Raw genomic sequence first — 11,996 nt, forward strand, 5'->3', positions numbered from 1 at the left:
CGCAGTGCTGAACCCTTCCCCACCACCCGTACCGTCTGTACCGCCCGTTCGGCCCGTACCGCCCGTACGTTCCGCGTCCCGCCGGCTCGTCGTCGTCGGGCATGGGATGGTCGGGCACCGCCTGGTGGAGTCCCTCATCTCCCGGGACATGGAGGGGAGTTGGCGGGTCACCGTGCTCGGGGAGGAGGGCAGGCCCGCGTACGACAGGGTGGCGCTCTCCACCTGTTTCGACGGCGCCGACGAGGCGGCGCTGCGCCTGCCACCGCACGACGCCGCACGTGTCGACGTGCGGCCGGGCGACCCGGCGACGGGCGTCGACCGCACGGCCCGCACCGTGACCACCGCCTCGGGAGCGCGGATGCCGTACGACGCGCTCGTACTCGCCACCGGGTCGCGGCCGTTCGTGCCACCCGTGCCGGGGAGCGGGGCGCCTGGCTGCCTTGTCTACCGGACGCTGGACGACATCGACGCGATCCGGGCAGCAGCCGCCCGTGTCGGAGGCGAAGGCAGGACCGGGGCCGGACGCGGGGGGAGTACGGGTGGCGGGGTCGGCGTAGTCGTCGGGGGCGGGCTCCTCGGGCTGGAGGCGGCGAACGCGCTGCGCCTTCTCGGGCTGGCCCCGCACGTGGTCGAGCTGGCACCGCACCTGATGGCGACCCAACTGGACGCGGGCGGCGGCGCGTTGCTCGGCCGCATGGTGGGGGAGTTGGGCGTGACCGTCCACACGGGTACCGGTACCGAGCGCGTGGTCACCGACCCGGCGACAGGGCGGGTCACCGCAGTCGAACTCACCGACGGCACCCACCTGGACACGGGCCTTGTCCTCTTCGCCGCAGGCGTGCGGCCACGCGACGAACTCGCCCGCGAGGCCGGACTGCGTGTGGGCGAGCGGGGCGGAGTGGTCGTGGACGCGACCTGCCGGTCGGTGACGGACCCACACGTGTGGGCCGTCGGCGAGGTCGCCTGCGTGAACGGCAGAACGCTCGGACTGGTCGCCCCGGGCTACGCCATGGCCGAGACCGTTGTGGGCCAACTCCTCACCGGGGGCGGCGAGTACGGCGAGTACGGCGAGCGCGCTGCGTACGGTGCGACTGGCGCGACTGGCGCGACTGGCGCGACTGGCGCGCATGACGGGGACGCCGGGGACGACGGGGACGACGCGAGCGCCACGGGTGCCGCGAGCGCCGCGGGCTCCGAGGACGGCGCGGGCTCCGAGGACGGCGCGGGCTCCGGGGGCGCCGCGAGCAGCACGGGCGCCAGGGACGGTGTGAGCGTCACGGCCTCCGAGGGTGCCGCCGGCCCCGTCGGCTCCGCGAACACCGCAAAGACCACGACTGGCACGACCACCAGGACCTCCGCAACTGACAAGCCATCGCTCCCCGTCGGCGCCGACACCTCCACACAGCTCAAGCTCCTCGGTGTGGACGTGGCCTCGTTCGGGGACGCGCTCGGGGTCACGCCGGGTGCGTTGGAGGTCGTACTCAACGATCCCGTCGCCGCGACCTACGGCAAGCTCGTCGTCTCGGACGACGCCAGGACGCTGCTGGGCGGCATTCTGGTCGGCGACGCGTCGGCCTACCCGCTGCTGAGGCCGCTGGTCGGAAGTGCGCTGCCGGGCGACCCCGGCGCGCTGCTGGCGCCGGGCAGCGCGGAGGGTGGCGTGGGCGGTGGCGTGGCGGCGTTGCCCGACGGCGCACAGGTGTGCAGCTGTCACGCCGTGACGAAGGGCGCGCTGACCGAGGCCGTCACCGCGCAGGGCTGCACCGATGTGGCCTCGCTCAAGTCCTGTACGCGGGCCGGTACCGGCTGCGGCTCGTGCGTACCCGCGCTGAAGCGACTGCTGGAGGCGGCCGGGGTCGCACAGTCGCGCGCGCTGTGCGAGCACTTCGCGCACTCGCGCGCCGACCTGTACGAGATCGTCGCGGCCACCGGCATCACCACGTTCTCCGAACTGGTGGCACAGCACGGGCGCGGCCGGGGCTGTGACGTGTGCAAGCCCGCCGTCGCCTCCATCCTCGCCTCCCGCGACAGCGCCACCCACATCCTCGACGGCGAACACGGCGCGCTCCAGGACACCAACGACCGCCACCTCGCCAACATGCAGCGCAACGGCACGTACTCCGTCGTACCCCGCATCCCCGGAGGGGAGATCACTCCGGCCCGGCTCATTGTGCTCGGCGAGGTGGCCAGGGACTTCGGGCTGTATACGAAGATCACGGGCGGGCAGCGGATCGACCTGCTGGGTGCCCGGCTCGAACAGCTCCCGGCCATCTGGCGGCGCCTGACCGACGCCGGTTTCGAATCGGGACACGCGTACGGGAAGGCCCTGCGCACCGTGAAGTCGTGTGTGGGTTCCGCCTGGTGCCGGTACGGGGTCGGGGACGCGGTGGGCCTCGCGATCGAACTGGAGCTGCGCTACCGAGGGCTGCGGAGCCCACACAAGATCAAGGCGGGGGTCTCGGGGTGTGCGCGCGAGTGCGCCGAGGCGCGGAGCAAGGACTTCGGCATCATCGCCACGGAGAACGGCTGGAACCTGTACGTGGGCGGGAACGGCGGATTCACACCCCGCCACGCCGAACTGCTGGTGGCCGACCTGGACCGGGACGCGCTCGTGCGCGCGATCGACCGCTTCCTGATGTTCTACGTGCGTACCGCCGACCGCCTCCAGCGCACCGCCGCCTGGATCGAGGCCATGGACGGCGGGCTCGACCACCTGCGCGCCGTGATCATGGACGACTCGCTGGGCATTTGCGGCGAACTGGACGCGGCGATGGAGCGCCATGTGGGCGCCTACCGCGACGAATGGCGCGGCGTGCTCGAAGACCCCGCGAAACTGGCCCGCTTCCACTCCTTCGTCAACGCCCCCGACACCCCTGACCCCGCGATCTCCTTCGCCGTCGAGCGCGACCAGCCGGTGCCGCTCGGATTCCCCGCCGTACCGCGAGAGAAGGTGACCGTCGCATGACCCTCCACCCTGTGGACTCCCCGCAAAACCCGTACTCCTCGCAGAGCCCGTACTCCCCGCAAAGCCCGTACTCCCCGCAACCCCCGCAACCCGCGCTACCTCCGCCTGCGTCCGCGTCGGTGCCTGCGTCCGGGTCCGTGCCCGCGTCCGCGTCCGTACTTGGGCCCGTACCGGCATTCGCGCCCGGCCCCGGCTCCCGATCCCTGGCGGCGAGCGACAAGGGCCCCGCTTCCCGATGGACCCCCGTCTGCCCCGTGGACGACCTCCCGCCCGAACAGGGCCGCGCCGCGCTCCTCCCCTGCGGCGCCACCGTCGCGCTCTTCCGCCTGCACACGGGAGCGCTGCACGCGGTCGGCAACGTGGACCCCTTCAGCGGGGCACCCGTCATCTGCCACGGCATCGTCGGCGACAGCGGCGGCACGCCGGTGGTGACCGGGCCGCTCGGCAAGGAAACGTTCGAACTGAGCACCGGGCGCCGCCTGAACGACGACGCCGGGGACGGTACCGAGGTGTCCCTGCCGGTGTACGGAGTCCGGGCGGTGGACGGCGTGGTCGAGGTGTCGCCCGCCGGCATGACCGGGCAGTCGCCCGGAGGCGTGCCCCTGAGTGACGGCCCGCAGGTGTGACTGAGCCGGCAGGTGTGACTGAGCCGGTAGGTGTGACTGAGGTGACGCCTGGCGGAAACGCAGGGGAAACGGGGCTCGGGTGACGATGTCCCTTTACCACCGGAGGGAGACGGAGTGACGGCACGCCTGTCGCGGAACCGTACGGGTACGGGCCCGGCGCCACCACTGGCCGGGTTCACGGTCGCGGTCACGGCCGCGCGCCGTGCGGAGGAACTGGGAGCGCTGCTGGAGCGGCGGGGCGCGGCCGTGCTGTACGCGCCCGCACTGCGTATCGCCCCCCTGGCCGACGACGCACAACTGCGGGAAACCACAAGGCAGTTGACCGACCGGCCACCGGACGTGGTGGTCGCCACGACGGGGATCGGGTTCCGCGGCTGGGTCGAGGCGGCGGACGGCTGGGGCGAGGGCGAGGCACTACGGGGCACGCTGGCGCGTGCCGAACTGCTGGCGCGGGGGCCCAAAACATGCGGCGCCATCCGTGCGGCCGGGCTGCGTGAGGCGTGGTCGCCGGGTTCCGAGTCCTCGACCGAGGTGCTCGAACGGCTGCTCGCGCGGGACGATCTGGCCGGGCGCCGCATCGCCGTACAACTGCACGGGGAACCCCTGCGGGACTTCATCGACGCCCTGCGGTGCGCCGGCGCCGAGGTGGTACCGGTCGCCGTGTACAGGTGGACGGCGCCCCTCGACCTGGCGCCGCTCGACCGCTTGCTGGAGACGCTGGTGAACGGCGGTGTGGACGCCGTCACCTTCACCAGCGCCCTCGCCGCCGCCGGGCTCTTCGCCCGCGCGGAGGAACGGGGCGTGACCGAGGAGCTGACCCGCGCACTGCGGGACCGTACCCAGTCGGCCTGCGTGGGCCCCGTCACCGCGGCGCCGCTCCTCGCCCGTGACCTCCCCGCCTACTGGCCCGACCGCTTCCGCGTCGGCGCACTCGTCCGCCTGCTCGGCGAGCGCCTGCCCGCAGCGGCCCCCCGGCTGCCCGTCGCGGGGCACACCCTCGAACTGCGCGGCACAGCCGTCCTCGTGGACGGCGAACCCCGGCCTGTGCACCCGGGCCCCCTGGCCGTGCTCCGCGCCCTGGCCCGCCGCCCCGGCCAGGTGCTCTCCTGCGCCGAACTGCTCCCCGCCCTCCCCGGAGGCGGCGCCGACGAACACGCGGTGGAAGCGGCCGTGGGCCGGCTGCGTACGGCGCTGGGCGTCCCGGGCGTGGTACAGACCGTGGTCAAACGGGGCTACCGGATCGCCTGGGACGCGGGCGACTGCGGTGACCGTGGCGACGGTGATGGCCGGAGTGGCCGTGGCGACGGCGGTGACGGTGATGCCCGCGGTGGCCGTGGCGACGGTGATGACCGGAGTGGCCGTGCCGACGGTGACGCCCGCGGTGACCGTGGCGACGGCGGTGACCGCGGCGACGGCGGTGATGGCGGTGACCGCAGCGATCGTGGCGATCGCGATGCCCGTGGCGACGGCGCTGCCCGTGGCGACCGCGATGACCGCGATGACTGTCGAGATCTCGATGACTGCCGAGACCGCGGTGGCCGCACACCGAGCGGACGCGGAAACATACGTGGGTGAGAGGTCGGCACCGGGGCCGTCCGTGCTGCTCGTCGTGCACGGCACCCGGCGCGAAGCGGGGGCGCGGGTCGCCGAGACGCTGCGGTGTGCCCTCACCCGGCGGACCGGCCGCGCCGTCCACCTCGCCCATGCCGACGTACGCGCTCCCGATGTCGCCGGGGCGCTCGCCCGGCTCCCCGGCCCCGTCACGCTCGTTCCCGCGTTCCTCGCCTCCGGCTACCACGTACGCACCGACATCCCCGCGCAGATCGAACGGGCAGGTCGCACCGATGTCCACGTGACGCCGCCCCTCGGCCCAGCCCCCGCGCTGCTGCCCGCGCTGGTCGACCGCCTGGCGGAGAGCGGCGCGCGGACCTTCGGATACGGGGACGCACTCGTGCTCGCGGGCGCCGGTTCCTCCGATCCGGGCGCCCGCGCCGAAGTCGAGGGCATGGCAGGCCGGTTGGGGCGGCTGCTGAGCTGTCCCGTATCCGTCGGCTGGGCCGCGACCTCCGCACCCTCCGTCGCCGATACGGTCGCCCGCCTCCGCGCCGAGGGTGCCCGCCACATCGCCGTCGCCACCTGGCTCCTGGCCCCCGGCCTCTTCGCCGACCGACTCCACACGGCCGGTGCCGACACTGTGGCAGCACCGCTCGCCGCGCACCCCGCCGTGGTCGCACTCCTCGCGGAACGGGCCACCGACGGGCCGCCCGCGTCCGGTTCGGCGCCGGCGCCGAAGCGGGGGGCGGTGCCAGCACCTGTGTCGGCGGCGGCGGTGTCTCCGGCACCGGTGCGGGAACCAGCGTCAGTGCCGGTGCCAGCACCGATGCCGATGCCGATGCCCACGGCAGTGGGGGAGCGCCGCACGGCGCGAGCCTGACGACCGCGTGCCTTGCCCGTGTCCCTCGGCACGGCGCTCTCCGGGCCGCGCCTCCCGGGCCGCGTTCCCGGGGCGTCGGCTCCCTCGGGCCGTGTTCTCCGAGGTTCTCCGAGCTGCCTTCCGGGGCTCGCTCCCCGAACACCGTGATGTGGGCCGGGCCGGCTCCCAGGACAGTGCGCTCCGGGCTCTCCTGGGCTCTTCGCCCCTTCCGGGGTGCTGTCCGCGATGCGGACGCACTCGTGTGCGGCGTGAGAGGGCTATGGCATACTCCTGGCCAGGTCACGAGCGACAGCGATCAAGGCCCCGGCCCGCTGTCCGGCAACCCTCCGTCCGTGGCGGGGTGCCCCGGGTGATGACCAGGCCGTGGGACAGCAAGGTCCGCGGCAAGCGCGGATCCCTCATGCCAGGGGTCCTGGTCTACGAGGGAGTTCCCCAGTGAGTCAGCGAATGCGCTAGGGCCGCAGGCCCCTTTCCGTTCACCGGTTTCCGGTTCCTTTCCGCGCGCCGCTTCCGCGTTGGACGTGTGCGCGCGTCATCGACTCGATCCTGCCTACGGGAGCTTCGCCATGCCGTTTTCCGCCGCCGCCTCCACGGCTGCCACCCCCACCGACACTGTCGGCCCCTCCACCCCCGCAGCCTCTGCCGCCTCCGCTGCCTCTGCGATCTCCGGGGCCTCTGCGATCTCCGGGGCGTCCGCCGCGCCCAGCTCATCGGGCACCTCCACCACCTCGGGCACCCCGGGCACCTCCCCGGACCCCTCCTGTTCCGACCAGGCCCTTCCGCTTCCCCTCCCGGTTCTCGGCCGTGACGTGAGCGTTCCGCTGGTGACCGGCGGCGAGGTGACATACGCCGCACTGGACTACGCGGCCAGCGCGCCCGCGCTCCAGCGGGTGTGGGACGACGTCGCCGCGTACGCGCCGTACTACGGCAGCGTGCACCGGGGTGCCGGGTACCTCTCGCAGCTCTCGACGGAACTGTTCGAGCAGAGCAGGGCCGCCGTCGCTGAGTTCGTGGGATGCGGCGAGGGCGACCAGGTGGTGTTCACGCGGGCGACGACCGACTCGCTCAACCTCCTGTCCGCGGCGCTCCCCACCGGGACCCGGGTGTACGTGTTCGAGTCCGAGCACCACGCCTCGCTGCTGCCGTGGCGCGGCCACGACGTGACGTACCTGGACGCGCCCCGCTCGCCCGAACAGGCCGTCGCCACACTGGAGTCGGCGCTGCACGGCGCCCCGCGCGGCCCCAAGCTGGTGTGCGTGACCGGCGCCTCGAACGTGACCGGTGAGGTGTGGCCCGTACGCGAACTCGCGCGCGCCGCCCACCGGCACGGCGCCCGCATCGTCCTTGACGCGGCCCAGCTCGCGCCGCACAGGCCGGTGCGGATCGGGGAACTGGAGGTCGACTGGGTCGCCTTCTCCGGGCACAAGCTGTACGCGCCCTTCGGCGCCGGCGTGCTCGCGGGCCGCGCCGACTGGCTGCGCGAGGCCGAGCCGTACCTCGCGGGCGGCGGCGCCAGCCGTAAGGTCGCACGGCGCGACGACGGCGGTGTGGACGTCGAGTGGCACACCAACGCGGCACGCCACGAGGCCGGTTCGCCCAACGTCATCGGCGCCTACGCCCTCGCCTCCGCCTGCCGCGCCCTGACCGAGGCGGGCTTCGCACGCCTCGTCGCACGCGAGGAGGAGCTGCTGGAGAAGCTGCGTGCCGGGCTCGCCGCGGTGCCCGAGGTGTCGGTCCTCGCACTGTTCGGCGACGAAGCGGACCGGGTCGGCGTGCTCTCGTTCGTCGTCGACGGCTGGAACAGCTCCCACTTCGCCGCCGCGCTCTCCGCCGAGTACGGCATCGGCGTACGCGACGGCCTCTTCTGCGCCCACCCGCTGCTGCGTACCCTCCTCGGCCAGGAGGACGACGCACCCGGCGAGTGCGGCGCACCGGACGCCGAGCCGGGTGAGCGGTCGCTGAACGCCGTACGGGTCAGCTTCGGCGCCGGAACCCCCGACGAGCACGTGGAACGGTTCGTCGCCGCCGTCACCGAACTCGTACGCGACGGCGCCCGCTGGGGCTACCGCACCGAGGAAGGCCGCTGCGTCCCGGACCGCGAGGCGGGCTGAAGCGCTGAGCGGGGCGCGCTCAGCGAGTTGGCTGAACGGGGCGGGCTGAGTGAGGCGCGCTGAACGAGGTGGGTCGGCCGTGTCCGGCGCACGTGGTGGCCGCCCGGCCTCATGCGCGGGCGGCCACCACATGCCCGGTCGCCCAGCCGGCCCGCGAACGTCATGGCCACCACACCCACCACACCCACGGCGCCGACCAGCCCGAACAGCCCGAACAGCCCGGCATCGCCGCCTCGGACCAGCCGAAGCGGGCCCGTGAGGAGGAAGGCGAGCGCGGTCAACTGCACGCTGTACGGGGCGAGCGCGGACGCGTAACCGACGACGACCTGCACGTCGACCGCCGTCAGTGCCATCAGCACCGTGCGGGCCAGCAGCGTGGGCCCCGGGGGCGCGACGCAGCGCGGGGGCCGGAGGGGTGCGACGGCCCCCGCCGGGAGGAACGCCTCGTATGGACGCGACCCGCCTCACCCCGGCAGGCGCGGTCTCCCCGCGCCAACTCGGCCTCGGCGAGGCCGGGTCGACGCCGGCCGCGTGACCCGCGTTGTCGGTCCCGGCTGCCACAATCGAACGCATGCTGAGGATCGGATCCGTGGTGCTGGGAGTGGCCGACGTACCCCGTGCGGTCGCCTTCTGGACCCGCGCCCTTGACTACGTCCCGCGCGAGGAACCCGAGGAGGACTGGGCGATCCTGATCCCCGCCGACGGCCGCGCCGGGCCCCAACTCTCCCTGGCCGAGAGCGAGACCCCCGTCCAGAAGTACCCCCGCATTCACCTGGATCTCTACGCCGGAGACGCCGCCGACCAGGCCGCCGAGACCGAACGCCTCGTCTCCCTCGGCGCCCACCGCACCGACTGGGACCTGTACCCGCCCGACGCCGACTTCATCGTCCTCACCGACCCGGACGGCAACGCGTTCTGCGTCATCGACACGAGCGGCCACTGAGCCCCAACCGGCCGCCCGTCACCCCCGCACGCCACCGACGTCTGCACGAGGCGCACCCACGGATTCCGCCCGCCCCGCGCCCAGCACGGGACTGGTCGGTCCCGCGCCGAGCACAGGACTGGTTGGGTGCAGAGGGAGGCGGGTGCCGAGAAGGACCATGCGGAAGGCGTGTTCGGTGGCGTCCGCGAGATAGGTGGGTGCGTGGGTGAGCGCTTCGGCGAGGGGGAGGGGAGCGGGGAGTATCGAACCGTAGGCGTCGATGCCGGGGGTGTTGCCCGCGCCCTCGCCGAGGGTGCCGGCAAGGGCGAGAACCGGCTTGCCGTACAGCTTGGCGCGGCGGGCGACCTCGGCCGGGATCTTGCCGCGTGCGGTCTGGTGGTCGAGGGAACCCTCGGCGGTGAGAACGAGGTCGGCACGGGCGAGGCGTGCGTCGAGGTCGAGGTGGTCGAGAAGGACCTCGAAGCGGGGGAGCAACCTGGCGCCCACAGCGGCGAGGCCCGAGCCGAGGCCACCGGAGGCACCCGTGCCGGGGGCGCTGCGCAGGTCCGCGCCGAACGGGTCGCTCACCACGTCCCGTTCCAGGACGGCCGCCCAGCGGTCCAGCCCGTGCGAGAGCAGCTCGACCTGTTCAGGCGTCGCCCCCTTCTGCGGACCGAACACGCGCGCCACGCCGGTCGGGCCGCACAGCACATTGAACGGATTGCAGGCGACGAGGAGTTCGGTGTCCTTCAAGCGCGGGTCGAGGCCGGACGCGTCGATACGGTCCAGAGCCGGCAGGACATGGCCACCGCGCGCCAGCTCGGCGCCGTCCCCGTCGAGGAGCCGCGCCCCGAGTGCCTGGAGCGCGCCCGCCCCGCCGTCGGAGGTGCCCGAGTCCCCGCAGCCCACCAGCACGCGCCGGGCCCCGGCGTCGAGCGCGGCGCGGATCAGCTGGCCGACGCCGTATGTCGTCGTCATGCCCGGATCGCGGCACTCGCGCGGCACGAGCGAGAGCCCGGCCACCGCCGCCATCTCCACCACCGCTGTGGGCACGTGAGCCGCTCCGGCCGCCCAGCCGGCTTGCCCGGCCCCGACCGCTCCGTTCCCGAGCAGGGCGAAATGCGTGCGGACGGGGGCGCCGATCGGGCCCGTCGCGTGGAGCGGGACGAGGTGGCCCCCCGTCGCGGTGGCGAGGGCTTCGGCTGTGCCCTCGCCACCGTCCACGAGGGGGATGAGGTCGAGCGTGGCCCCGGGAGCGACGCGGCGAATGCCCTTGGCCATGGCCTCGGCGGCCTGGTGCGCGGAGAGGGACTCCTTGAAGCCGCTGGGCGCGACCGTGATGTGGTAGGAGGAAGCGGGCTTGTCGGGCATGACGGGCTCCTTGCAATGTACGAGGAGTGAGCGGAGAAGGACGAGCTGAGCGGAGGCGTGGGGCCGGCGCGGAGTGCCGCTCAGCGCACCGGCACGCCCAGCAGCGGCCACACGAGCAGCGCGAACACCAGCACCAGGACCGCTGTCAGCGGGGCCAGCACGGCGGAGAGGCGCAGGAGGTCGCCGGGGGTGTAGGTGGGGGTGTCGGGTATGTCGGCGAAGAGGGCGACGGGTTTGGCCGAGGCGGGCAGCGTGTGGCAGAAGCCCGCGGCTGCCGTGGAGGCGAGCGCCGCTGACACCGGGTTGACCCCGGCGCCGGCAGCCGCCGCGACGACCAGCGGTACCAGCACGCTGGAGCGGGCCGAACGCGACTGCAGCAGCAGGTGCGCGCCCGTACTCACAAGGACGACGGCGCCGAGGAACGCCCACGGCGGGAGGGCCGCACCGCCGGGCACCCCACTGACCAGCCATTTCGCGGCGCCGGACGCGGAGAGCGCGACCCCCATCGCCATCGTCGCCGCCATGAACAGCAGCAACGACCAGGGCACCGTCTTCAGCGCGTCCTTCAGCCCGACCGTGCCCAGCGCCGGCGAGGCGGCGACCACGGCGCCGATCAGCGCGACAAGCGCGGGGGACACTCCGTGCAGCGGCTCGCTGCACCAGAGCCCGACCACGGTGAACAGCAGCAGCGCCGCCCGCGCTTCGGGCTGCGACAGCGGTCCTGTCACGGTGCCCGGGGAGTGCCGCTGGATGTCCTCGACGGTGATCCGCACGGGTCCGTGCCGGTCCTCGCGCCGTGTCGTCGTCAACAGCACGGCCTCGGCGGCCAGATGAGAGGTCACTATGGCCAGCGGCAGCCCGAGCAGCAGCCACTGGGTGAAGCCGACGTGCTCGCCAGCCGACTCCCACAGCACGCTCACCGTGATCAGGTGGGCGCCGGCGCCGATCAGGGTGGCGACCGCGGACAGCAGGATGACGGTGGGGAACAGCAGCGCGAGCATCACCACGAGCCGCTTGCGCTCGCGCAATACGGCGGCGAGCGCGAGGAAGACGGGGAGCGCCAGGGCCGCGCGGCCGGAGGTGGCCGGTATGGCGAACGCGCTGACCACCAGTGCGGCCGTGGTGAGGTGCACGAGCTGCCGCACCGAACGGGCCCCGCTCACCAGGAAGGCCGCGGCCCGCGCCGCCAGCCCGGTTCTGGAGACGGCGGCGGCCAGGACGAAGGCGCAGATCAGCAGCCAGACCGTCTCGTCGCCGAGGGTGCCGAAGAGGGTGTCGGAGCTGATGACACCGGTGGCGGCGAGCGCGAGCCCCGCTCCGAGCGCGATATATGTGTCGTCGATCGGTGTGCCGATCCACGCGCAGGTCGCCAGCGCGAACACCGCGAACGTGAGCCGCGCGTCCCCGCTCAGCCCGGCGAAGTTGCTGGGCACCGCGAGGAGCGCGCACACGCTCAACGCGAGACAGAGGGGGATGGCCTGCCGAAGACTCAATGTCATACGACTGAGTCTTCGGCCCCGCCGTGAGCCCTCAATGAGTGCTTTATGAAGGCAACTTCATCAAGACC

General features: G+C 73.5%; 9 protein-coding genes, 1 pseudogene and 1 riboswitch. Of the genes and pseudogenes, 6 read left to right on the plus strand and 4 right to left on the minus strand.

Features of this window, described 5'->3' with window-relative positions; translation table 11 throughout:
- Positions 1-7: 7 nt before the first annotated feature.
- From nirB to NMN56_RS32130, 4 genes and pseudogenes are all read left to right on the plus strand, one after another.
- On the plus strand, positions 8-2,965 hold the full coding sequence (gene nirB / locus NMN56_RS32115) for a nitrite reductase large subunit NirB (protein WP_430542766.1): 2,958 nt from the start codon (positions 8-10) through the stop codon (positions 2,963-2,965).
- Complete coding sequence (locus NMN56_RS32120) at positions 2,962-3,591, plus strand: nitrite reductase (NAD(P)H) small subunit (RefSeq protein WP_274041841.1); 630 nt, start codon at positions 2,962-2,964, stop codon at positions 3,589-3,591. Before nirB ends, NMN56_RS32120 begins: the two co-directional genes overlap by 4 nt.
- Before the next feature lie 126 nt (positions 3,592-3,717).
- Positions 3,718-4,854, plus strand: a pseudogene (locus NMN56_RS32125) (uroporphyrinogen-III synthase); the annotation flags it as partial.
- A 304-nt stretch (positions 4,855-5,158) separates the two neighbouring features.
- Entirely contained in the window at positions 5,159-6,025 is an 867-nt protein-coding gene (locus NMN56_RS32130; RefSeq protein WP_274041840.1) for a sirohydrochlorin chelatase, read from the plus strand.
- Between the two features lie 277 nt (positions 6,026-6,302).
- Positions 6,303-6,421: riboswitch (SAM riboswitch) on the plus strand.
- Positions 6,422-6,575: 154 nt separating this feature from the next.
- Here the strand turns inward: NMN56_RS32130 and NMN56_RS32135 are convergent.
- Positions 6,576-6,770: a hypothetical protein gene (locus NMN56_RS32135; RefSeq protein ID WP_280842716.1), complete on the minus strand. Its 195-nt coding sequence runs from the start codon at positions 6,768-6,770 to the stop codon at positions 6,576-6,578.
- 64 nt (positions 6,771-6,834) lie between these two features.
- Here NMN56_RS32135 and NMN56_RS32140 point away from each other — a divergent pair, with 64 nt between their 5' ends.
- Entirely contained in the window at positions 6,835-8,136 is a 1,302-nt protein-coding gene (locus NMN56_RS32140; RefSeq protein ID WP_274041838.1) for an aminotransferase class V-fold PLP-dependent enzyme, read from the plus strand.
- On the opposite strand, the gene NMN56_RS32145 is transcribed toward NMN56_RS32140, so the two are convergent.
- Positions 8,088-8,489 (minus strand): hypothetical protein, encoded by a 402-nt coding sequence (locus NMN56_RS32145; RefSeq protein WP_283742529.1) that lies wholly within the window; start codon positions 8,487-8,489, stop codon positions 8,088-8,090. The genes NMN56_RS32140 and NMN56_RS32145 overlap by 49 nt on opposite strands.
- Before the next feature lie 218 nt (positions 8,490-8,707).
- On the opposite strand from NMN56_RS32145, the gene NMN56_RS32150 reads away from it, so the two are divergent.
- On the plus strand, positions 8,708-9,079 hold the full coding sequence (locus NMN56_RS32150; RefSeq protein ID WP_274041836.1) for a VOC family protein: 372 nt from the start codon (positions 8,708-8,710) through the stop codon (positions 9,077-9,079).
- 18 nt (positions 9,080-9,097) lie between these two features.
- Here the strand turns inward: NMN56_RS32150 and NMN56_RS32155 are convergent, their stop codons facing one another.
- On the minus strand, positions 9,098-10,429 hold the full coding sequence (locus NMN56_RS32155; protein ID WP_274041835.1) for a glycerate kinase family protein: 1,332 nt from the start codon (positions 10,427-10,429) through the stop codon (positions 9,098-9,100).
- A gap of 80 nt (positions 10,430-10,509) precedes the next feature.
- A complete protein-coding gene (locus NMN56_RS32160; protein ID WP_274041834.1) occupies positions 10,510-11,928 on the minus strand; it encodes an SLC13 family permease in 1,419 nt (472 codons plus the stop codon).
- Between the last annotated feature and the right edge of the window lie 68 nt (positions 11,929-11,996).

The sequence above is a fragment of the Streptomyces iconiensis genome, from assembly GCF_028657195.3.
Taxonomy (GTDB): domain Bacteria; phylum Actinomycetota; class Actinomycetes; order Streptomycetales; family Streptomycetaceae; genus Streptomyces; species Streptomyces iconiensis.